Origin of the sequence: Tunicatimonas pelagia (assembly GCF_030506325.1) — a bacterium.
Classification (GTDB): Bacteria; Bacteroidota; Bacteroidia; order Cytophagales; family Cyclobacteriaceae; genus Tunicatimonas; species Tunicatimonas pelagia.
Genome location: NZ_CP120683.1, coordinates 745160 through 769144 on the forward strand (window position 1 = coordinate 745160; position 23985 = coordinate 769144).

The following is a 23985-nucleotide window of genomic DNA, read 5'->3' on the forward strand; positions in this document are numbered from 1 at the left end:
ACTGATAAGATTTACCTAACTTGCATTTTCTAATGGCTTCACATAAAATTCATACTCAAAAGGATATAGAGAAATAGATTTAGGCTCGTCAAATACTTCTATTGCAACGCCTCTTACAAAGTTTTTACCAGGTTCGATAGGTTTTTTCTCAATCTTCACAGTGAAATTATCTATCTTCTTTAAACGAGGTTTCCTGGCATATAGTAAGCTGTCTTCATGATAGTTACCTAATACAGCCTCGACAGCTTGACCTTGGCGATTTCCTATACGTAAGTAAGCAGTAAAAGTCTCTGATAAGCTAATAGTATCAGACTCGGAAACAATCATTACCATCCGAGTGCTTTCAGCAGTATCTTGAACATTGTCTCTGGTAAACTTTTTATAGTCGAAAACTCGTTCTAAGCTATCATAATATTGTATTTCTTGAAGAGAGCCGTCTTCTCGGTATAGTACAGCAGAATCGGCTCTTTTTCCCATGTCATAGATCAATTTTTGCCTAACTTTACCATTCTTATGCAGTAATTCAGCATAGCCATTCTGTTTGCCATAATACCATGTAGAAAAACCTTCTTCTGCTCCATCAGGAAAGTAGTATTGCATCTTGCCATGATAAAGATTGTCTTTAACTGGTACAATAAATTTTACACTCCCATCTTCGTACTCCTCTTTGTAGTATTTTTGCCTTTCACACCCAAGCAAGAGAATACAGTTAATCACGGAAATGAATATAATGATCCTTTTAAAGTTCATACTTCTCATTGTTATTCTTCTTCAATTTCGTAATTAGGCTTTTCACCAGTTATCTTTGAACGATCCCATAAATTAAGCGTATCAATTATTTGACCGTCTTTAAAAACGATTGTCTCAGTTATGGTTCCTGAATTAGTAGTCTGAGTAACCTTGATAGAATCTACCTCAATACTTTCTTGACTACCATCAGTATTGCCACTTACTGCATCAACAACATCGCCAGTAGCCTCAACTACACCTATTGCGTTTGAAGGAGGACTAGCTCTACCATCGTCACTCATCTTACCCTGAGCCCCTAGAATTTGTGTCCCTTCTACAAACTCGTTTTCTATGCCTTGAGCGTTTTTAGCTTTGGTTTGTTCTACCACATCATTAGAGTTGCCACCTGTAATATATACCCCCCACTCTCTTATCGATTTATCCCCAACAACAAAATCACCCGTTTTTATTTCATTGTAGAAATTAGATGCCCCCTCATAAATATCATTAACTGCATCAGTTGCCGTATAGCTGTATGTTCTGGTCGACTTACTTCCTCCTCCAGAACCAAAATTAGCACCACGTATTCCACCTCCTGCTTTTTGATAGGGACCGCCACAACATTCTTGAGGCAACATCCCATCAGGGTCAGTAAACCGAATCGGATTATCAAAAGCATAGTTATACGGAGAATGTCTTCGCATCAAATCTGCTGCCGGGTCTACATTGATAAATCGTCCAAGGACTGGGTCGTAAAAACGAGCTTGGTAATCATATAAGTCTAGGCTTAACTCATCCTGAAGTTCAAACCCATTGTAAAGGTATTTGCTCGATGGGTCATTCAAAGGTTGGGTATGGGTTAACCCAAACGGGTAATAGCTTTCATCAGCAATCACTAAGCTATGCTCATGTTCTATTTTGAAGTCATCAAAGTAGGCCGGGGTCACCTGATTGCTTTCGTTGGACAGATACACATACAAATACCCACTGCTCGTTCCTTCAAAACTGAGTTCTAGCTTCTCATGGGCAGCATTAATCCCATCGGTCTCTCCTTCACTACTGACCTGCACAAAGCCGTAGTCAGTGTTGATAAAGTCATCCCCCACAAAGATATAGTTCAGAAACGCCTTCGGAAGCTGATCATCAAAGCCACCCTGGTCTTCGTACAAGGGGCCACTGGAGAGCAGGTCACTGATGGCATCCACACTACCGGGCGCATCAATGGCCCCCGGGGTTTGCATCAAGGCATTCACAATGGCGGCTGCCGCTGCTGCCCCTCCGGCCCCACTGGTGGGGGTAGGCTCGCCGTAAGTAGCGTACACTTCCATGTTTACCTTGTCCCCCTTGCGGATGCGTAGGCTCTTAGCTAGCCCGGTCACTTCACCGGAAGCCCCACTCAGCCGTAAACTATACTCAGGACTACCGGTGTTGGTGTAATCAAACACATCATTGGAGATAAAGGTCACTTGGTCATAATTGGCAAATAGTTGGCTCTCTTCTAGCGAGACGGCTTCATCTATTTCCATCGTCGCCAAATAGGTATCCGTCACAGTTTCTGAGCTAAAGGTCACCCGGGTATTGCCCAAGTGATCCCGTAGATCGTAGTGGTAAGCATAGCCTGAATCATCCTAGGGGAGTCGGAAAGGGAAAATTGAGCAATAAACCAATAAAAAACTTTACCAAAACAAACTTCTCAGAAATGTACAATATTCAATCGCCCGTAAAGACCACAAATCTGACAACCTAAAGCAGGGGTACTCACTCCTTCCATTTTTGTAGAAGTAAGACTGTATTCCAAATCGCATTCATAGTTCTCGTGTTCAATATCCAGATGCAATCTTGTTCAGTAATGTTAAGAAATTCAAACTCGGTAGTTTTACCAGTTTTCAAGGCATTACTTCTGAGAATTTCTGTAAACCTTCCATAAGAAATCTTTCTCTCAATTCCAGAATTACTTGAGTAGTAAACACATTCTTCACCTAAAACAGTATAAATTCCATCTCCTTTTTGAATACCCAGTAACGCCTTTTTGTCTTCGTTATGTAAGCTTTTAATAAGTTGAGATTTCTCATCTCGATAGGATTCTCCAGCTAGCTTCTCGAGTTTATTGCGCCTGACTCTTGCTCTTAAAACGTCTATTTTCATGCTACAAAGTTTTTTCTAAAATAAACATATTATTAGGATTACCCGTTTTTACGATCTTAAACCCTTGATAAGTTCTTCCCATTTCATACAATTTATTGAGGAAAGGGAGTAGCTTTTCTGTATTAATTATGGGGCCTGAATTTACTATGACTTTTGTAGCACCTAATGACCGCAGACTTTCAAGTACCAGTCTGATATCACTAGGTTTAAAATTTGAGCTCCAAGTTATTGGAATTTCTGCTACACCATTCTTGATTGCTATATCTGATGGATAAAAGCCTAAATTTTCTGCCGCCTTCGTAGCAGATTCACTAAACGTTATGCCACCTCTAGGTATATTTATATTTTTTGCGCTAAATCTCCGGACAACTCTATTTGTCGTTTGTTCAAACACCTCATAGACCCATTTTCCACCACGGTTTACAAGCCGTATAGCATACTTACCTAGCCAACCAATAGGCCGAGCCAACGGAATAAGAAAAGATTCCAGTGTATAGTCTGGGTTAATACCATGATCTACATAAAGTTGATATTGATCGCCTGGTCTGTAATTTTTATTGGGGTCTTCATGCCCCACAATAGAAAGACCTGCTTTATCCTCTTCACTTCCTGTCGATACCCAGTCGCTTCCAATCAAGTAAACATTATTGTCGCCATCATCGCGATGTTCTACAACTTTCCCAGTTTCATCAATAAAAGTAGAAGCAAATTTGGTGGGACTTTGTCCCATCATACCCGATGGGTCATTATACGCTATTGGATTATCATATGTATAATGATAAGGGCTGTACTCTTCTTGTAAAAACGATAATGGATCAATCACATACCACCTACCCAAATCCGGTTGATACATCCTAGCACCATAGTCATACCACCCTAGTCCTAACTCATCCTGTAACTCTTTCCCATTGTAGAGGTACTTGTTCGTTGGATCATTCAAAAGCTGTCGATGAGTGAGTCCGTACGGATAATAGCTTTCATCGGCAATCACTGGAGCATGGGTATGCTCAACCTTAAAATCATCAAAGTAGACCGGAGTAGCCTGGGTACTTTCATTGGACAGATAGATATACAAATACCCCGATTGGGTAGCGGTGTACTCTTCAAATAGCCGCTCATGGCTGACCGTCACAATACCTCCCGTCTCATTAAATCGCCCAGCTTCCGTCACTTGTTGGAACCCTTGGTCTTGCACGATGAAGTTGTCATTCACGAAGAAGAAGTTCAAATACGCCCTCGGAACGCTATTGCTTACCCCATCGTCATCATCAAAGAGCGGCCCACTGGCAAACAAGTCACTGATGGCATCCACCGTTCCGGGGGCATCAATCCCGCCGGGGGTCTGGATTAAGGCATTGGCAATGGCTGTCTATTGCTGGTTGAATAAGCAGCTAGAACTGCTATATTGAATAAGTTTTAGTCAAAGTGGGTGTTGCTCAGATGACCTTATGAGCTGCAAATCCCTTCTTTAGCCTGTGGAAGGGCAAGCGGACAAGACCATTTGCTACTTAACCCAGCTTGCTATTCTCTCATTCTCTCCTAGATTCTCTTTTTTATAGTACAAAACTTTATCAGTATTAAATTCTATGTCTTTCGCTGACACATAAAACGGCACTTTCATATCTTTTGCTATAATCTTAAATAGAGTGTTACCTTGCTCAATTTGATAACTTATGTTTATGTTCACATGCTCACCATTATTTACTACATATAAAACTGTCTTAGAAGTGTCCACTTGCCACTCTGAATTAACAGACATATGAAAAATATCTTGAAATATGATTTCTAACGAATGACCGTAAGTAAAATCCACACTACCAGCGATAAGGAGATTGCCACCATTCATTCCATGAATTTCCATATCTAGCCAGCTTTCTCTTGAGATAAGAGTGTTTATTCGTTCTACTTTTTCTTTTATTTCCATAATTCACGATTAATAAGGGACGATAATATGCGTGTCCTCAGCCGCTTTTTGATTGAAATCAGGATTTATATTACCTTTTTTGCCAGGTTTCAAAGTTCTAGTATGGTGCCATTCGCCCTGTATGTCTACGTACTCCCAACCATATCCTTGTCCATTAGAATCAACACCAACCTTTCTTCTAGCCACACGGTAAACAGAACCATTTTTACCATATTTAGACTCTGCACTATGGATTCTAACTTCATAGACGTATCCATTTTCACTCCATGACTCCCTTAAGCCAGCTCCTGGCTTACTCAGACCCTGACGTTTTAAAGCTTTATCCAAGTATGACTTTGGACCATCTATATTATTAACAATATTACCATTTTTGTCAAAAGTATATAATTGCCTTAGCCTTTCTAGTTCCCTTTTTTCATCTTCACTAAGATTTTGATAGTTACTTCTTTCAAGTTCATTAAATCTATCACGATCACCTTGATCACTATATTTAATTTCGTTTCTTGGCGAAGGTATCAAACTAAATGCAAATTCGTTATCATTAGATATTTTTTGCCAAATAGAAAGTAACCACACTATTGGATTTATAGTTTCTCTTGGTTTCGTTTTCGCAGGGGGATCAGGTTCAGTCTGGGCAGTTTGTTGATCAGCCGGACCTGCCGAGCCAATAAAGTCTTCCGGTACCATCCCATCAGGGTCAGTAAATCGGATAGGGTTATCAAAAGCATAGTTATACGGGGAATACCTACGCATTAAATCTGCTGCGGGGTCTACATTGATAAATCGACCAAGAGCTGGATCGTAATAACGGGCTAGATAATCATATAAATTTAGGTCTAACTCATTCTGTAGCTCGAACCCATTAAACAAGTATTTATTGGTAGGATCATTCAAAGGCTGGGTATGAGTGAGACCGAACGGGTAGTACGACGCATCTTCAATCACTGGTGAATGCTCATGTTCTATTTTGAAGTCATCAAAGTAGGCCGGGGTTACCTGATTACTTTCGTTGGACAGGTAGATATACAGATACCCACTGCTCGTTCCCTCAAAACTGAGTTCCAGTTTCTCATGCGAAGGATTGATGCCATCGGTCTCGGCACTGGCACTGACCTGCTGAAAGCCCTGGTCACTGCTGATGAAATCATCGCTGACGAAGATATAGTTCAGAAATGCTTTGGGCAACTGATCGTCAAACCCACCCTGGTCTTCGTACAAGGGGCCACTAGCTAACATGTCACTGATGGCATCCATACTGCCGGGTGCATCAATGGCCCCCGGGGTTTGCATCAGGGCATTCACAATGGCTGCTGCCGCCGCTGCCCCTCCGGCCCCACTGGTGGGCGTAGGTTCGCCGTAGGTCGCCCACACTTCCATATTCACCTTGTCCCCCTTGCGGATGCGTAGGCTTTTAGCTAGTCCGGTCACTTCACCCGTGGCTCCACTTAGCCGTAGGCTGTACTCGGGACTGCCCCCATCGGTGTGGTCAAAGACATCATTAGCAATAAAAGTCACCTGATCGTAATTAGCGAACAGTTCGCTTTCCTCCCCCGAGATGGGTTCATCAATTTCCATCGTGGCTAGGTACTCATCCGTTTCGGTTTCGGAGCTAAAGGTCACCCGTGTATTGCCTAAGTGATCTCTCAGATCGTAGTGATAAGCGTAGCCCGAACCATCCGATTTGGGCACCACTCGCCCTTCTTCGTGCTGGATGAGTTCCAGCAGTCGAGGTTCACTGTCTACCTGGGTAAACTGCATCCCCCCCATGTAATCCGTTGTCGTTACTTTACCTTCGTAACCGGTCACCACTTTTCTGAGTTTAACCCCCGTAGCATCGTATAAATAACGGATACTGGCCTGGTTTCTGATGGTCTTCCTACCCAGAACTTGCTAAGACCACCAAGGCCTTAGAAGTCTCGCTGGATTGTTTAGTAGGCATCACTTCGGAGCAGTTGAAAGACCAGACGATGTTACGGCGGTTGGATGATCTACGGCAACTGGACGAAGAGAAGCAGCGCACATTGTTTGATCTAATGGATACCTATATCCGGGACTACAAAACCAGAAAGGCTTTTGCTTCTTAATAAGAGAAAGCCCCTGATTTCTCAGAGGCTCGAGTTACTTATTGCTCGCAATTCAACGCCGGAGGGTCATAGTAACCCATTGCCTCCCTTGTTCTAACTTTCTTATATTTCAAAAGATTGTTTTTGCAAAAGTAATAATCAACTCCCTTTCTCGAATGATCTATTGTACTTTCAGGGATATATGCATTTACAACCATTGTATCAATAAGATTGTATTTTGTAAGGGTAGATATTAAATCATTGCTTACAGTTTTGGTGGAATCATGCCAATAAAATAGCTTCTCCTTACTTTCAAAATGACCAGTGGGAAAACCACTATAACTGAACGTAACACTATCTTCAGTGCTAACCAGCACTTTATCATAAGTTCCAAAAATGTTTACCCCTAATACTTCCGGATTGATATCTTTAGTGTAGATGTAAAAAACACTGTCTTTTTTGCTGAGTTTATCTGAATGTAGAAAATCATAAATAGCATTTTGAATAGCATCATTCTGGTTACCGTCAGCAACCATCACCTCTTTCCATGAAGAACAACTTCCAAAAAGAAAGATAAGGGTAATAATGAGATAAGCTAGCTTCATCAGTATTCGAATGGTTTTGGGTTGGTAATTATGAGATATTTAAGTGAAGGAAAGGACGCTGACTGCCTTTTTTTATGACCTACATCTCCTCCTTTTGGCCCTAAGCTTGACGGCCGTAGCCTATCCGCATTACTAAATCTAGACAAATGCGTATGGTAATCCACTCGTACATCCACATTGCCTACTAAATCCGGTCTTGTAGTATATAAATTAAATCCTGACCGTTCATTTTGAGCATCATTATTTGCGTAACGACCAACGTAGATATGACTTATCGCATCCTGTCCTTTTGTAGAGAGATAGTATCCGCCTATCTCTTTGTCAACGTAGTTAGATAATTTCAACGCAAAATCTTCAAAGCCTTTCACAGTAGCCTGATTTTCTCCCCCTATATCAATTACATTATTATCTTCTTGGAAGTTAATACCATCTTTTAAAATCCCTTTTTCAATACCTCCAAATGCCACTTTAGCCTTACCTCTATTTTCTTCCTTAACCAAAAATCCTAAAACACCTTCACCTTTCCTTTTAACATTCCCATCTTTATCAGTTTTTAATACCCGGTCTGTTTCATCTTCAGTATCTTTAACTTTTTCCACTTCCCCTGTCTCTTTATTCAGCGTAAAGTCTGTCAGTCCAGTCGGATCAATTCTATTAATTGGATTACCTCTTACAAAATGATAGGGATTATAGGCTTCTGCAATATCAGCTAATGGGTCAATACTCGTAAATCTCCCCAAAGCCGCATCGTACATTCTCGCTCCATAGTCATACCATCCCAGCCCTAAATCCGTCTGTAGCTCCTTCCCATTGTACAGGTAGTCCGTACCGTGGGCCTGCGAGGAGTGCAACCCACCGTAGGGGTAGTAACTTTCGTCGGCAACCACCGGGCTATGCTCGTGCTCAATCTTGAAATCATCAAAGTAGGTAGGAGTAACCTGGGCACTTTCGTTGGAAAGATAAATATACAAGTACCCACTACGGGTACCCTCAAAGCTTAGTGCTAACTTCTCATGCGAAGGGGTCATCCCATCCGTCTCGGCACTGGCACTCACCTGCATAAAGCCCTGATCACTGCTGATGAAATCATCCCCCACAAAGATGTAGTTCAGAAACGCCCGAGGTTGTAGGTCATCAAAGCCCTGCTGATCCTCGTAGAACGGCCCACTGGCCAGTAGGTCACCCACCGCATTGACACTACCGGGCGCATCAATCGCCTCGGGCGTTAACATCAGCGCATTGGTAATGGCTGCTGCCGCAGCGGCGGCTCCTGCCCCACTCGTTGGTGTCGGCTCGCCGTAGGTCGCCCACACTTCCATAGTCACCTGGTCGCCCTTGCGTATCCTTAGGCTTTTAGTGAGTCCTACTTCTTCCCCCGAAGCCCCACTCAGCCGTAAGCTATATTCGGGACTGCCTCCATTCGTATGGTCAAAGACAGTGTTGTTTATGAAAGTCACTTGATCGTAATTGGCGAATAGCTGGCTTTCATCGCCTGATATATTCTCGTCAATTTCCATCGTAGCCAGATAGGTATCTGTTTCGGTCTCAGAACTAAACGTCACCCGCGTATTGCCCAAGTGGTCACGGATGTCGTAGTGATAGGCGTAGCCCGAACCATCCTGCTTCGGTACCACCCGACCTTCCTCATGCTGAATGAGTTCCAGTACCCGAGGTTCGCTATCCACCTGGGTGAACTGTATGCCCCCGATGTAATCCGTAGTGGTTACTTGGCCTTCGTAGTCGGTCACCGTCTTTCTAAGTTTTACCCCCGTAGCATCGTATAAATAACGGATACTGGCTTGCTTTCCGTCTTTCTTGAAGATAATTTCTTCGGGCAAATTCAGCAGGTTGTACTTGATCTCATCTATATATTTGTTCTTATCCTTCTCTAGATTACCATTCGCATCGTACAGGTAATCATCGCCCGAAGTATTATAATCAGCAAAACCTTGGTGCGAGCCCGAGTTATCGGCTACCGATATAAGTTGGTTTGTGGTATTATTGTTACCGTAGTTGTATACGAGTTCGTCAATAGAATGCCGACCACCTTGCCCCGAACGGCGGTTCCCGGTAAAGCGGGTGAGCCGTTCAATGTTACCATTTTCATCGTAGCCAATCGCATCCACACTGAAGTGTCCGGGATCCCTGCCCCAGGTAGTAGATGTATTACGCTCGGCGTAGCGAGCCGCCGTTAAGCGATTCACCGGGTCGTAGCGGAAGTAGTAGAGCTTTTCTTGTTTATCGTTCCAGCCCTGGCTGTTCCACTTAATGGCGGCAATATTACCGTTGTACTGCGGCTGGTAGTCCCCATCACGAATAGGTTCAGGCGTAGCCGTAGAATAGGTGGCCTGCCCAACCGCATTGGAGTATCCCGAACGCTGAGTATTGTCCCCCCTCGAGCGGGCGTAGAGTTGATACGTATAGCGGGTAGCCGGGGTGAGGTTACTATCCACAAAGCTGGTTTCCCCGTTGGTCAGGGTAGTGAGTACCGAAAAGCCCCCTTCTGCGGTTTTGCGTTCAAGCACAAAATCTACGGTACTGGCATTGCCCCCGTAGTTCCAGCCTAGTTCTAAAAAGTATTAAACAGAAATATAGAATTATTCTTATAGTCTACTCAAATGCAGCACATCCACAGCATCACTTATCGGCACATACATAGTCTTCACCTAGGAAGGCTATTTAGTTAGAAGTTAAATAGGTTTCTCTTCTAAATCATAAAATTTATACGAGTTGAGTAAATATGTCATTATATTTTTTAGCTGAAAAGGTGATTGAACATCATAACTATCTATTTCAAAAGAGTAGACCTTACCTTTATTGTAGATAATCAACGTATGGACAGGGCTATGTACAGACCCTTGCAAATAATTATTATTTAATGAATCTAAATTTATGTCCTCAATCAAGCTTTGAATATATCTAATTTCAGCGTTGGATAGCATGGCAAAATAATCGCTCTCATGTTGAATATTCTTTTCCCATTTAATGTGATAGTTCCCCTCAGAGCTAAGCATTATGACGAAAACAGGGCATGAATTTGGGCAATGTCCTGCACTGAATTCTAAACTATCAAAAGGCATACTATCAGATAATATTCTATCATTATTAGTGCTAATAAAGGATACAAAGTCAGCATTTTTTACCAGACTAAATGGTGCTGCTTTTAACGGTCGTAGTTTGAGTGTGTCGTCACTCAGACTTATAATCTGATATTTAGGAAGATATGAGGTTTTTTTCTTGCTAATTTCTTTCATGAAAATTGTATCCCTCTTAACCCTAAACGTAGACACTGCACCAAAGCTAAAATCAAAAGCTAAAGAATCCTTGAGGATCAAATTTACCTCACCACTTTTCCATGTGCCTTCAAGAGTGCTAGGCTGGTATTCTAAAGTATGCTGTTCAACGCAGCTAAAAAAGCTGCAAATAAGAAAAACTATCTTCTTCATACTAGTTATTCAATCTTCTATAAAATGTTTTCTTTTCTATTATATGCCTTCGATATAATTTGGTTATATTATTATACCTAGGAAGATCTCTTTGTTGTAGTTCATAAACTGCTGAATGAGGTTTGTTAGAACCATATCCTGGATATCCGTATCCTCGTTGACCATGACCAACTAATTCATGAGTTCCAAGCATACTTTCAACATTTGAGCGCGTAGTAAGAAAAGTTGACCTGCCATTGAAATTCGCTGTTACTTTTATTGTGCCTTCCGGTGCTTCACCACGGCTCCATTCTTTTGTTCCTGCAACTGCTGTATTCGCATGGCTACCATCTGCGCGTTCTGGATCGTTAGGCCCAAGAGGAATTAGTTCTGATTTATCATTTAGTGCAAGACCTTCATAAATAGATACTTTCCCATTGTGAAGTTGACTTACATCAAATCCAGCTTTATCTAAGATGTCCGTAAAGATATTAGAAGCTGCTTCACCCGTAATTCCTGCTTCATTAATACCCTCGCTATTAGCTTCCAGTATTTTTCCATAGCTGTCCGTACCGTTCCCCTTCACTAAATTAGCCAAGTCTACCCCCTCATCACTCACGATCATGATATTATCGGTCTTCTTATTATCCGTATACAAGTAGTTACCTAACCGATCATAATAATCATCTATAGGCCTCATTCCATCCGGGTCAATAAAACGCAAAGGATTATTGAAAGCGTAACTATATGGGGAGTACCTTCGCATCTGATCAGCCAGCGGGTCAATCACATGCCACCGCCCAATCGCCGCATCATACATCCTAGCACCATAGTCATACCAATTCAAACCCAACTCATCCTGGATTTCCTTCCCATTATACAAGTATTTATTATTGAACTGCCTATCAGGTTTCTGATTATGTGTTAATCCAAACGGATAGTAGCTTTCATCCGCAATCACCGGACTATGCTCATGGGTGATCTGAAAGTCATCAAAGTACGCCGGGGTCACTTGATTACTCTCATTGGATAAATAGATGTACAGATACCCTGACTGATTACCCTCAAAACTCAGTGCCAGCTTCTCATGCGAGGGGGTAATCCCGTCCGTCTCCGCACTGGCACTCACCTGCACAAAGCCCTGTTCGCTACTGACAAAGTCTTCGCCTACAAAGATGTAGTTCAGAAAGGCCCGCGGTAGCTGATCGTCAAAGCCACCTTGGTCTTCGTACAAGGGGCCACTAGCCAGTAGGTCACTGATGGCATTGACGCTGCCCGGGGCATCAATGGCCCCGGGGGTTTGCATCAGGGCGTTCACAATGGCCGCGGCTGCCGCAGCTCCACCCGCCCCACTGGTCGGTGTCGGCTCACCGTAGGTCGCCCACACTTCCATAGCTACTTTGTCACCCTTGCGGATACGTAAGCTTTTGGCTAGTCCGGTGATCTCCCCCGAGGCCCCACTCAGCCGAAGACTATACTCCGGACTGCCCCCATCCGTATGGTCAAAGACATCATTGGGGATAAAGGTCACCTGATCGTAATTAGCGAATAGTTCACTTTCTTCTTCCGAGACAGGCTCATCAATTTCCATCGTGGCTAGATAAGTATCCGTTTCGGTTTCGGAGCTAAAGGTCACCCGCGTGTTGCCTAAGTGATCTCGCAAATCGTAGTGATAAGCGTAGCCACTTCCATCCTGCTTCGGCACCACCCGCCCTTCTTCGTGCTGGATGAGTTCCAGCAGCCGGGGTTCACTGTCCACCTGGGTGAACTGCATACCCCCGATGTAATCCGTTGTCGTTACTTTACCTTCGTAACCGGTCACCACTTTTCTGAGTTTAACCCCCGTAGCATCGTATAAATAACGGATACTGGCTTGCTTTCCGTCTTTCTTGAAGATAATTTCTTCGGGCAAATTCAGCAGGTTGTACTTGATCTCATCTATATATTTGTTCTTATCCTTCTCTAGATTACCATTCGCATCGTACAGGTAATCATCGCCCGAAGTATTATAATCAGCAAAACCTTGGTGCGAGCCCGAGTTATCGGCTACCGATATAAGTTGGTTTGTGGTATTATTGTTACCGTAGTTGTATACGAGTTCGTCAATAGAATGCCGACCACCTTGCCCCGAACGGCGGTTCCCGGTAAAGCGGGTTAGTTTTCTGATGTTACCATTTTCATCGTAGCCAATACCATCCACACTGAAGTGTCCGGGATCCTTGCCCCAGGTGGTAGGCGTATTACGCTCGGCGTAGCGGGCGGCTGTTAAACGGTTCACCGGGTCATAGCGGAAGTAGTAGAGCTTTTCCTGTTTGTCTTGCCAGCCTTGGCTGTTCCACTTAATGGCCGCAATATTGCCATTGTACTGCGCCTGATAGTCCCCATCGCTAATGGGTTCAGGCGTAGCCGTAGAGTAGGTGGCCTGCCCAACCGCATTGGAGTACCCCGATCGCTGGGTATTGTCCCCCTTCAAGCGGGCGTAGAGTTGATACGTATAGCGGGTAGCCGGGGTCAGGTTGCGATCAACAAAGCGGGTCTCCCCGTTGGTCAGGGTAGTGAGTACCGAAAAGCCCCCTTCTGCGGTTTTGCGTTCTAGCACAAAATCTACGGTACTGGCATTGCCCCCGTAGTTCCAGCCTAGTTCTAATTCGGTGGTGGCGATCCGTACAATCATGGCTTGTGTGGGGGCAACTACCGTACTTACCCCGGGGGTGGTCACGGCAATATCGGCTTGGCGAAGGGTGGTGGTCTCACGTTGGGCCAACACGCGGTAAGTGTAGCGGGTATTGGCCTGTACGGTATTATCCCGGTAGGTGGTTACATCAGCCCCGGTACTGGCTACTGGTTCAAAGCTGCCGCTACCTTCTTCCCGAAGAAGTTGATAGCCCGTTTCCCCTTGAACATCCGACCAAGCTACATCCACTGTGGTGGCCGTCGGGGCTGTGGCGGCTAGGTTGGGCAGCAGCGGCCGGGTAGTAGCACTATATTGGGCCAGGTAGTTCTGCTGCACTTCAGCTAGCGAGAGTGCCCGGCTGTAGGCACTCACTAGGTAGTAGGTTCCCAGCCAAGGCCGCTCGGCCCCTTCTTCGTTACCCAATAGCAACGGATAAGCTGCCCAGTTAGAAAAGTTACCCGGTCGGTTTCCACTAGCCACTTCGCTTCCATCTACGTAGATTTTCTCCCTGCCATCTGCTTGCCGGGTATACACCACATGCTGAATGGCGGGGTTGGCATAACGGGCAGACTGAGCAAAGTTACCCCCGTTTAGGAGTCCGTTGTTATTGGTGCTATTGTCGCGGGTACGGGCCCGGGCGGCGTAAAAATAGCCACTAGCATCATAATCCTGTCCGAAGGTAATGTTGCGGGTAGACGAGCCTCCAGAAATGCTGATAATCCGGGCGGGGCCATCTTGCTGCACGGAAGCGGGCTGCACCCAGGCTTCCAGGGTAATAGCTTCCGACGCTTCTACGGCCTCTATTATTTTAGTAGCCGCCTCTCCCGACCGAATCCGGGTAGCGGCCGTAAGGGTGAGTCCGCCCCCCGTAGGCCAGTTTACGTTAGCGGGGTTCTCAATCGTTAAATCTAGCGCACTGCCTTGCTCCGATACATCGGCTACGGTGCTGCCACTGCCTTCCTGAAAGGTATACAGTACTTGCAAATCTTGGGTCACCCGGCCACTCGCCGAGGGGGGAGAATAGGTAGTGGCGGGCTGATTGCGGGTAAACCCCGAAACGCTGTTGATGTTGCTATTGACTGCCCGTACCCGGTAGTAGTAGGTCGTACTGGCCGGAAGGTTACTATCGGTGTAGCTCGTCACACCAGCACCCACCGTAGCCAGTAATGTGCCGTCACTGGCACTCGTACCCCGCCAAATCTCGTAGCTAGTTTCATCAGTGGCATTATCTACCCAGCTCAGCGTGATACTACCCGCCGCCAAAGCGGAAGCCAATAGGTTGGTTGGGGTCGGTAGGGCGACGGGCGCTTCGCTAATGGTCGCACACAACTCATTGGATTGCTTAAAGCCATCATCCCAACGGGCAAAAACGACAAAGCAGTAGTCATTCGGAGCTGCCACTGTAAAGGTCATGGTCGGGTGAGTCTCGTTAGAGTACAGACGGGGGACAATATCCTCAAACGTCCGCTCACCATCCAGAATCAGTTCGTACCCTCCCTCCGGGGCATCGGGAGCGAGTATATTGGTGAAGTGCAGCGTAACTGCTAACCCCTGACTGGTGATACTATCTAACACCGGAGTCGTAGCCTCGGGTGGGGCTAGCGTGGTGGCACTTTGTTCGGTGGTAAAGTCCGAGGTGCTACTAAAACGATCATTAATCGCCCGTACCTGATAAAAGTAAGCGGTGTTGGCATCAAGCCCGGCGTCAGTATAAGTGGTCGTCCCGGCCAGTAGGGTGGTCAATATAGCTAAGTTACCACTGCTGCTGCCCCGCCATATCTCATAGCCTGTTTCATTGGTGGCATTATCCGTCCAGGACAAACGGATACTGCTGGAAGCGGTAGCTGTGGCTACTAGGTTAGTCGGGGCAGCTATCGGAGGTGGGTCGCTAATGGTGGCACACACCTCGTTAGACTGCTTAAAGCCATCGTCCCAGCGGGCGTACACAATAAAGCAGTAGTTACCCGCCGTGGGCAAGGGGAAGATCATGGTCGGATTAGCTTCATCAGAATACAAACGGGGAATAATGTTATCAAACGTCCGCTCACCGTCCAGGATTAGTTCATAGCCACCTTCCGGAGCATCAGGAGCTAGCAGATTGGTGAAGTGCAAGGTCACACTCAGTCCCTGGTTCGTTACACTGTCTAACCGGGGAATCGGCGTAGCTATGGAAGTAGTCGCACTCAATCTGGGGGTAAACCCCGAAACGGTATTATTGTCGTTATTGACCGCCCGTACTCGGTAGTAGTAGGTCGTGCTGGCGGGGAGGTTACTATCGGTGTAACTCGTTACATCAGCACCAACGGTGGCTAGCAGTGTGCCATTACTGGCACTAGTACCCCGCCATATCTCGTAGCTGGTTTCATCAGTGGCATTATCCGTCCAACTCAGCGTGATAGTGCCTGCCTCTAGGGCGGAAGCCGACAGATTGGTTGGGGTCGGTAGGGCGACGGGCACTTCGCTGATGGTAGCACATACCTCATTGGATTGCTTAAAGCCGTCATCCCAACGGGCAAGAACGGTAAAGCAGTAGTCATTCGGGGCTGCTACGGTAAACGTCATGGTGGGGTGGGCCTCGTTAGAGTACAGGCGAGGAAGGATATTATCAAACGTCCGCTCGCCGTCTAGAATCAGTTCGTACCCTCCTTCGGGGGCATCGGGGGGCACCTGGTTGGTGAAGTGCAACGTCACTGCCAACCCCTGAGAGGTCACACTATCTAAGACGGGCGTGGCTAATAAAGAAGATAACGTAGTGGCACTTTGCTCGGTGGTAAAGCTAGAGGTGTTGTTGAAACTGCTATTAATAGCCCGTACCTGATAAAAGTAGGTAGTACTGACGGTCAGGCTCTCATCGGTGTAGTTAGTGGCATTGGCCGCTAGCGTTGTGAGCAACGATAGTCCACCGCTACTACTGCCCCGCCAGATTTCGTAGCCCGTTTCATTGGTGGCATTATCGGCCCAGGATAGATCAATTCTACTGAAAGAGATAGCTGTCGCCACCAGAGTAGTCGGAGCGGCCACGGGAGAAGGGTCGCTGATGGTAGCACACACCTCATTGGATTGCCGAAAGCCATCGTCCCAGCGGGCGTACACAATAAAGCAGTAGTTACCCGCCGTGGGCAGGGGAAAGGTCATCGTCGGGTGGGCCTCGTTGGAGTACACACGGGGAATGATGCTATCAAATGTCCGTTCTCCGTCCAGCACCAATTCATAGCCGCCTTCCGGGGCATCGGGAGCCAGTAGGTTGGTGAAGTGCAAGGTCACACTCAGTCCCTGGCTCGTCACGCTATCCAATACCGGGGTAGTGGTAAAAAGCCTGTGGCTATTCGGTGCGTTGTTACGCTCCAGCGCAGTAAAACTTGATTCGGATGAACCTGCTCTTGCCAAACTGGCTGTTAAGCTTTCTTCCGGCGGGGCTTGAGGCAGAAATAGGTGTTTCCCCTCAGGATTGAGCTTGTCCAAGCCGAACCTATCCAGGCTGGGCCTCGCGAGGCCAATACGTTTTGGTGAATGATTATCTGGTACAGGATATTGAGAGGCTGGGGGACTTGCCGGGTCTGGGTGCTGCTGCCGTATAAGCTCATCAGCTTCCTGAATAAGCTGATCGGTATCCATCGCTGGGGGTTGGGGAGCAAGTGGCTGAAGCAACGAAGTAGGGTTGGGTAGTCCGTCCATCGGGCTTTCGTAATGCAGCTCCATGCCGAAGTAGTCATCTTTCTCTACGGTGCTTTCCCCTTCAGGATCTAAAGCACTGTTGTTAATCCTGGTGAGCCAACCCCGGATGTTATAGCGGTAATCGACGCTTTGGGTAAAAGTATCACCATCGGTGCTATGCAGCTTTTTATCGATTAGTTCACCGAGAGCGTTGTATTCGTGCTGCGCCAGGGTGATCTTATCTTCTCCGGCTAGTTGATGCGTCACGGAGAGCAACCGCTCGGCATGGTCATAGGTGTAGCGCTGCTCGTAGGTAATATCTGCTCCCCCGGCATGCTCACGCAGCATTCCCAGTACTAGTCCTCGGAAGTTATAACGGTTGAATATCCGGTCGGTACCGCCCAGTAGGTTTTCCTGCACGCTTTGAATGACGCGGTACTTTCTATCGTAGTAGGTCACACTATTCAGCCACGTATTTTGGTTAAAGACCTTGACTTTGCCCCCGGTGACTTGTCCAGTGGGTGCGCTCAACTGATCTTGGGTACTCGGATATGCGGTACTATTATCTAACCCTTGCTTACCTTCAATGAATTGGTAGACGGTAGCAGCAGATGCGTTTTCGGCATCCCAGTTGGTATAGCTTCTGAATGCGTAATCGTCATAATACGTAATAGTGAGTAGATTAGCTTCGGTAACGGTGGTAGGAAAGCAACCACTCAGCGTATAGCCTATTGAGTTATTAGTGCGAGTTTCGGCAAAAGTAATCATTGCATCGATGTCCGCCTGAAGGTCCGCCTGGTTTCGGTTTGGGGTGTAGGTGCCCGTTATCACCGGACGGTTTAGTACATCGTACTTGGTAAAGGTCCATTCTGGGGTGGGTTGCTGATCATCGGTTTTCCGCTGATTACCATCCTGAGTTAGTACTAAGCGGTCCCGCTCATCGTAGAGCATCTTAATAGGTTCGGCCCCCGGTACCTGCTTTTGGGTCATGCGATTCCGTTCATCGTACGTGTAAACGAAGCACAAATCACGAAGCACCTGACTGCTTAAGGTTGCACTGCCACTGGCAGGTAGGTTGGCTGAGGCTTTGGGGGGAATAACACAGCGAAGATTATCAAACTCATCATATACGTAGTAGGTTAACAAGTACCCGGTAGCATCCTGCACTTTTTTAAGCACTACCTGCCCCCGCTTATTGGTATACTCCAGCATGATATGCCCATTTTCGTCAGTGGTTTCTACTACCGAAAGTTGGCCTTCTGTATCGCCTTGTTGGGTATAAAAACGGTTACTAGTCACTTGGGTTGATGCATTATTGATGATCCAGATACGTATTCTTTCGTCAGCATCGGTTTTGTATACGTAGCTCACCTTTTTATCTTGGTTATGCCACGCTTCACCCGCTCCATAGGTAGCTTTAACCCGGTTCAAGGGTGATGGCTCATAGTCTGTCTCGCTGTAAGGCCGCGTATCGTTGGCTACTTTATCGGCATTTTGATAAAATGCTGCTTGCTCTACTAGAGCGTTGGTACGAAATGCCCCTCGGTCTCCTTCCGCATAAGGAAGATATTGGAAAACTTGACGGTTGTAGGCATCGTACTCGATAGGCCGCACCAGGTCTATTTTCGCAGGGTTTGCTTGCGTAGACACTTCCTGCATGGGGCGGCCTAAGCCATCAAAGTAGACCGTTTGCTGGAGTCGGTGGTCATGATTAAATGTGCTGCTATTGCGCTGAATAACATCTTCTTCTGTTTTCACTCCCTCTTCCCGGACAGAATTTGTGATAATATAGTTGTAGTCATTTCCTTCTACAGCTATTATGCCAGAATATTCGCTATAATCAGACAGAGCACCCAGCTGCCAGCGCACCCTCGCCCGATAGTCACCACTCGGTACATTGGTGATTGTGGAAGTTGCCGCCTCATGCGGCTCCCAGTTTCCCCCATTTCTTCGGCGGCCCCACTCGTAAGTGTAAGTTCCATTCTCAGGGGTAGGTGGACTGACCGATGCTATGAGGGATGTCGTATTATTACCGAACGCCACCTCTCCCTCGGCCTGCAACGTAACCGAAGGTTTGTTGACTGTCAGCGTGGTACTCGCCTCATCATCGGCACGGGTGGTACAGTTGCCAGCGACCGCCGCGCCGCGGCAAACAATGGTATATGTGCCAGAAACTGGCGTAGTGAGGGTGAACGGGTTACTGTTGCCCTCTTGGGCTACCCCATTGACTAACCAGGTGTAACTTCCTATATCACCAGCGGTTGCCGTGAATGTAGCGGATTGACCCAATGTGATAGTCTGGGCACCATTGATACGCACAATAAAAGGGTTTCGTATCGGATTAACCTGAACGGTATGCGTAACCGAAGCTGGCCCACAGGGATCATTTCCGGTATAGCGAATCGTGGCTGTTCCGGAAAAACCCGAGTTCCAGGTAACCTCTCCATTAGAGCTAATTTCGTTAGGAGAAGTAATTTCCCAAGAGTCACTATTCACCACATCCCCAGTCGCACTAAACTGAGAAGTGCCACTACCTTGACAACGCGACGTAAGGGAGGTGCCCCCGGTAAACCGAGGATTGACCCGTTCACCGGGTCGGTACACCCGTACGGAGTGAGTGACCGATCGGGACTCGCCACAGGCATCATTGGCCGTGTAGCGAATAGTGGCCGTTCCCGAAAAATCCTCATCCCACGTAACAATCCCGTTTTCGTTAATCATATTGGGCGAAGTAATGGTCCAGGTACGGGTGACTACATTGGTAGCGGTGGCATTAAAACTGGACGTTCCGCCCCCTTGGCAGCGCTCAGTAAGGGAGGTTCCCACCGTAAAACGGGGGTTAGAAACCGTACCGGGCTCACTTAACTGTGTAGAGCTGCTACCGAGTTGGTTACAACTGTTCCTTCCCTCCAGACGGTACGTACCTGCTTCTTCGGCGATATAGGTGGTTCCCTCTGCTACATACACCCCGTTTTTGTACCATCGGTAGACAGGATTACTACTACGCCCGCCAATCGCCCGCAGGGTTGTACTACCATTTGGGCATATACGGTTCCCCGATGGAGGTAAGTCGATATTAATCCGACTACAAGGTGGGGGCGGGGCGGCAGTAACGGTAAACTGGTTGATTTTGCCTTCTATTACCCCCCATACCTCATAGGTTCCGGCGGAACGAACCGTCCAGACTATTGGCTCACTTCCTCCGGTGCCGATCTTATCCGAACCGCTGATTGTTCCGCCTGACTTTCTAAGGTAATAGCGATAATTATTCTGGTGGCAGAGTAAAGTGATCTCAACCGAACTATTACTACCCGGTAGATTGGTTCCACTAATGAAAGCCCGGGGTGGGCATTGATTTCCCCCTTGAGCAGTAAGGTTGCTACTAATCATAGCAGCAGCCAGTACTAATAGGATAATCCGGAAGATGTTCATAGTTATTGACTTTCAGTGAAAATAAGCCGTTAGCGCTGCCCAGCGTAATTGTATTGGTAGTGTTCTACAATGTCTTTATTGAAATCTTTGACTATCTGTAACCGCCCTAAGCCATCGTAATCGTAATATGTGATTATCCCAGCGGGATCGGTTTGGGAAGTGATGCCTCGTAGCGGGTCATAGGTATACGTTGACACTTGAGCTGGCTTCAATTCATCCCGTAGTGTTTGTATTTGCGTAGCACTCAAGCTTGCTGTCCCCGCATTAAAGCCGATGCCAAAACCATCAATACCTTCTATTTTATCAAATGTAACCCCTACGATCTTAGCTACGGGTAGGGTTTGGTTGTAGCCCCAGATATAAGAGATAGGTACGCCATCTTGTCCTAGTACCTGAATGATATTTCTAAAATTATCGTGTTTATAATCAACTTTAGTTTTCTCACTGGTTCCCGTAGGAAACTGATCTACGAACACTGGCAATACTAATCCGTTTTTTGTAGTGTACGTAGTAGTCACCTTTTGGGTAGGCACCTCATTGACTGTGCTAGTCTGTTCCAACACCTGGCTGTACATGTGGCTAGCCCTTAAATAGTTACTGCCATACTTGTTTGCTGCATTGTCAGTGAAATCTTCAGCATATTGATACCTCGTTTTATGGGCCTTTTGATCGCTATTTATGATCTCTTCTGAGGCTACATTGCCCCAACCATCATCACTATACTCATATTTTCTTACTGTTTGCACGTTATCCAAATCCTCGGTAATAATCCACTGTTTCCACCAATCCGACTTAAAGGGAGTATATTCTATACGAAACAAACCATCAATGCCCGAACCAGGTATTATCACTTTTGCTGACATGGAAAGAAACTCTGATTGTTCAATGCGCTGGTAAGCATATTCGGTATTGCGAATAACATCATCTAAATTATCTTTTTGCTTTACGCTGCGTACTAAGCCGTTCTTATTATTAAGGTAGCTGTATGACACCCGGCCTGCTTGGGGGTTGTAGAATGTCTCGTAGTTATGAAACTGATAGTGCTCACTACCGTTGATCCTCTCGTTGGCCTGATCTGTTTCAGTATCACTTTCCTCTACGACTACGGTGTTGTAGCCTACCGAATTTGGTATCAAGAATGACTGATTGTAGTTTGTGCCCGATCCCGTCCATATGTGATAGTAAAAGACGTCGGTTTCATTAGTAGTAGATCCACTATTATTTTGAACAACCATGTAGCGTTGAACTTGCCAAAAATTTATCGGCTCCAGTAGCTTCCCCCCCTCATAGCTAAATTTCTTTCTGCTTATAAAATTATTATCACTGTCGTAGTTTATCATTTCCTTTATTCGTAGTCCTGCCCCTCTGCTGTCCACCGTAGTAGGGCCATTATAATTCTCCCGATATTTACCGCTGTAACCTATGTCATCTGCCTCAATGATATAGTCCCCAAAGTCACTTGAAGGGTTAAAATAATGAGGTTCAAAATTAAACGTAGTATGTCCTTTAGTAGGATAGGTAATTTTCTGTAGTACTCCCTGCTCCATATGAGCTATACTTACTCCCCGGTTACTATTCGATCTGGTTCTTAAATCCACATCCAATCGTACTGCATCTACTAAGGCATCATCGGCAAACAAACCAGCTTCGTACATTTGACTTTCATCAGGTATTAATCCTCGGTTACTGTGCTGACCGTTATAGTAACCCCAGTAGTCTTGGGCGAACGTAAGGGGAGGTGCCAAGCCAATGTCTTCCGCGTAAGAAAATAAATAAGGAGGCGTATATTCTTTATTCGTATCTTGAATTCCATATTCTCTTAAGGTCGTGAGCTTATATTTGATGAAGTTGCCCTCGTCGCCAAAAAAGTTAGTAAACAAGCCGTTGCTGCCCCAGCGGTTCCATTGATTCCACTGGGTAAAAAAATCAGCCTTTTTAAACTCTGAGAAGCCAAACTCAAAACCTTTCTTTACACCAGAGTCTACCCTTGATTGTATCTCCAGTTTTTGTAATCGGGGTTTAGTTTCTCCAGGATATAAAGTAAAATCGATTTGATACTTCGGCGAAGTAATTCCCGTTAGCACCTTTACGGTATTTATCACTTCTATTGGTCGGCGATTACCATTACAGGAAAAGTTCTGAAAGGGCGGGTTGAATGGATCGCGCTGTAGTTGATTATGGGCAAAATCTTCTTGGGTTAGAAACGCCGCTCGATCGACATTGGCTATTGTGGCGGTGCTGTAAGTACGAGAAGTATAGCTAAATACTATCTCACGTTTGTTATTGAGCACTATGCGATTGATCCTCCAGGTTAGAGAAGGGTCTCCACTGGTACAACTAGACACCGCTTGCTCAACACTTTCAATTTCCTGAAAGTATACTTCTATTCCGTTCGGTAGTTTAGCTATCCAACCGTCTTCTTCAGGATTCCAACTCGTATTGTTTTTATCTTTTTCAAAGGTGATGGCATCTTTCTTATTCATTATAACTGCCAAGTCAGTCTGGGGGTTGATATAAAATTGCCCTGAGTAGCCTAAGAAGTTGAAGGAGTAGATATCAGGCTGAAAATAATTCGCTGATTGCGCCCAAGCAGACATAGATTCTACTGGGAACTGCGGTAGTGTGACTTGAATACCCTCACCAGGATTAGGTGCTGCCTCTATATCGCACCCTAAAAAGGCATATGTGGTAGGGTGAACAGGTGTATTTACATCGTAATATATTCTTACATAATCACAGTCAGTACCTCCGCCCCAATATTCTCGTATAGCATTGTACACTCTAGGGTTATGGTTGTCTTGTTCATTCCCCACGACGATACGTGATATTGATCCGCCCGGCGATAGGTTCCAACCTAATCCTACCCAAGTAGAGTAGTCGGCTACTCGGATTCCATTAGCACTATATGCTAGGGTTATAGGTAAGTCTAAACCATATTCATCCAATACAAACAATGGTACAGAAATATTAGGACTACCGGTGTAGTAGCTTACAGGAAAGTTTCCAAATCTGCCCAACATTGCTACTTCTGGCGCGGAAGGCACCATAGTCCGCAGTTGAAATGGAATATTGATGGCTGGCACTCCGGTATAACTATTTACTGGAATATCTGCGTACTTTACCAATGATGCGGCAATTGGTGAAGGTGGTATCAACTGTGGTATTGCTAAATTATCATTGTCATTCTGTGCATTAGCTGTTGGGTAGAAACTTAGACAGCATAAAAGAAAAGAAAATAGCCATTGATAAGAACCCATAAAATTAAAACAATCAGTAGAATTACTTAAATATGAATAGTATCCCAGAAGGTATACTCTATAAACTGCTTATATTT

Annotated in this window: 13 protein-coding genes; 2 read left to right on the forward strand and 11 right to left on the reverse strand. The window is 45.8% G+C overall.

Features of this window, described 5'->3' with window-relative positions:
* Nucleotides 1-15: 15 nt before the first annotated feature.
* The 4 genes from P0M28_RS03010 to P0M28_RS03025 form a co-directional block, all read right to left on the reverse strand.
* Nucleotides 16-750: a toxin-antitoxin system YwqK family antitoxin gene (locus tag P0M28_RS03010; protein ID WP_302207976.1), complete on the reverse strand. Its 735-nt coding sequence runs from the start codon at nt 748-750 to the stop codon at nt 16-18.
* 11 nt (nt 751-761) lie between these two features.
* On the reverse strand, nt 762-2279 hold the full coding sequence (locus P0M28_RS03015) for an RHS repeat-associated core domain-containing protein (protein WP_302207977.1): 1518 nt from the start codon (nt 2277-2279) through the stop codon (nt 762-764).
* Between the two features lie 208 nt (nt 2280-2487).
* Nucleotides 2488-2874, reverse strand: a complete 387-nt coding sequence (locus P0M28_RS03020) for a hypothetical protein (RefSeq protein WP_302207978.1) — start codon at nt 2872-2874, stop codon at nt 2488-2490.
* A gap of 1 nt (nt 2875) precedes the next feature.
* Nucleotides 2876-3949, reverse strand: coding sequence for an RHS repeat domain-containing protein (locus tag P0M28_RS03025; protein WP_302207979.1), 1074 nt, complete (start codon nt 3947-3949; stop codon nt 2876-2878).
* Between the two features lie 42 nt (nt 3950-3991).
* On the opposite strand from P0M28_RS03025, the gene P0M28_RS03030 reads away from it, so the two are divergent.
* A complete protein-coding gene (locus P0M28_RS03030) occupies nt 3992-4225 on the forward strand; it encodes a hypothetical protein (RefSeq protein ID WP_302207981.1) in 234 nt (77 codons plus the stop codon).
* Between the two features lie 153 nt (nt 4226-4378).
* Here P0M28_RS03030 and P0M28_RS03035 read toward each other — a convergent pair whose 3' ends face one another.
* Nucleotides 4379-4798, reverse strand: coding sequence for a hypothetical protein (locus P0M28_RS03035; protein WP_302207982.1), 420 nt, complete (start codon nt 4796-4798; stop codon nt 4379-4381).
* 9 nt (nt 4799-4807) lie between these two features.
* Nucleotides 4808-6604: an RHS repeat-associated core domain-containing protein gene (locus tag P0M28_RS03040; protein WP_302207983.1), complete on the reverse strand. Its 1797-nt coding sequence runs from the start codon at nt 6602-6604 to the stop codon at nt 4808-4810.
* A 146-nt stretch (nt 6605-6750) separates the two neighbouring features.
* On the opposite strand from P0M28_RS03040, the gene P0M28_RS03045 reads away from it, so the two are divergent.
* Nucleotides 6751-6882: a hypothetical protein gene (locus P0M28_RS03045; RefSeq protein ID WP_302207985.1), complete on the forward strand. Its 132-nt coding sequence runs from the start codon at nt 6751-6753 to the stop codon at nt 6880-6882.
* Nucleotides 6883-6920: 38 nt separating this feature from the next.
* Here P0M28_RS03045 and P0M28_RS03050 read toward each other — a convergent pair whose 3' ends face one another.
* The 5 genes from P0M28_RS03050 to P0M28_RS03070 all read right to left on the reverse strand — a co-directional run bounded on the left by P0M28_RS03050 (nt 6921) and on the right by P0M28_RS03070 (nt 23776).
* Entirely contained in the window at nt 6921-7466 is a 546-nt protein-coding gene (locus P0M28_RS03050) for a hypothetical protein (protein ID WP_302207986.1), read from the reverse strand.
* Nucleotides 7466-9991, reverse strand: coding sequence for an RHS repeat-associated core domain-containing protein (locus P0M28_RS03055; RefSeq protein WP_302207987.1), 2526 nt, complete (start codon nt 9989-9991; stop codon nt 7466-7468). Before P0M28_RS03055 ends, P0M28_RS03050 begins: the two co-directional genes overlap by 1 nt.
* Nucleotides 9992-10156: 165 nt before the next feature.
* Nucleotides 10157-10912: a DUF6438 domain-containing protein gene (locus tag P0M28_RS03060; RefSeq protein WP_302207988.1), complete on the reverse strand. Its 756-nt coding sequence runs from the start codon at nt 10910-10912 to the stop codon at nt 10157-10159.
* Between the two features lies 1 nt (nt 10913).
* On the reverse strand, nt 10914-20651 hold the full coding sequence (locus tag P0M28_RS03065; protein ID WP_302207990.1) for a DUF6443 domain-containing protein: 9738 nt from the start codon (nt 20649-20651) through the stop codon (nt 10914-10916).
* Between the two features lie 29 nt (nt 20652-20680).
* The gene (locus tag P0M28_RS03070; protein WP_302207992.1) at nt 20681-23776 is read right to left on the reverse strand and encodes an RHS repeat domain-containing protein; all 3096 of its coding nucleotides are present in this window, start codon (nt 23774-23776) and stop codon (nt 20681-20683) included.
* Between the last annotated feature and the right edge of the window lie 209 nt (nt 23777-23985).

Coding starts and splice junctions, on each gene's coding strand:
- P0M28_RS03010 (WP_302207976.1), bottom strand. CDS start 750: ATGAACTTTAAAAGGATCATTATATTCATTTCCGTGATTAACTGTATT.
- P0M28_RS03020 (WP_302207978.1), bottom strand. CDS start 2,874: ATGAAAATAGACGTTTTAAGAGCAAGAGTCAGGCGCAATAAACTCGAG.
- P0M28_RS03030 (WP_302207981.1), top strand. CDS start 3,992: ATGGCTGACCGTCACAATACCTCCCGTCTCATTAAATCGCCCAGCTTC.
- P0M28_RS03035 (WP_302207982.1), bottom strand. CDS start 4,798: ATGGAAATAAAAGAAAAAGTAGAACGAATAAACACTCTTATCTCAAGA.
- P0M28_RS03050 (WP_302207986.1), bottom strand. CDS start 7,466: ATGAAGCTAGCTTATCTCATTATTACCCTTATCTTTCTTTTTGGAAGT.
- P0M28_RS03060 (WP_302207988.1), bottom strand. CDS start 10,912: ATGAAGAAGATAGTTTTTCTTATTTGCAGCTTTTTTAGCTGCGTTGAA.
- P0M28_RS03065 (WP_302207990.1), bottom strand. CDS start 20,651: ATGAACATCTTCCGGATTATCCTATTAGTACTGGCTGCTGCTATGATT.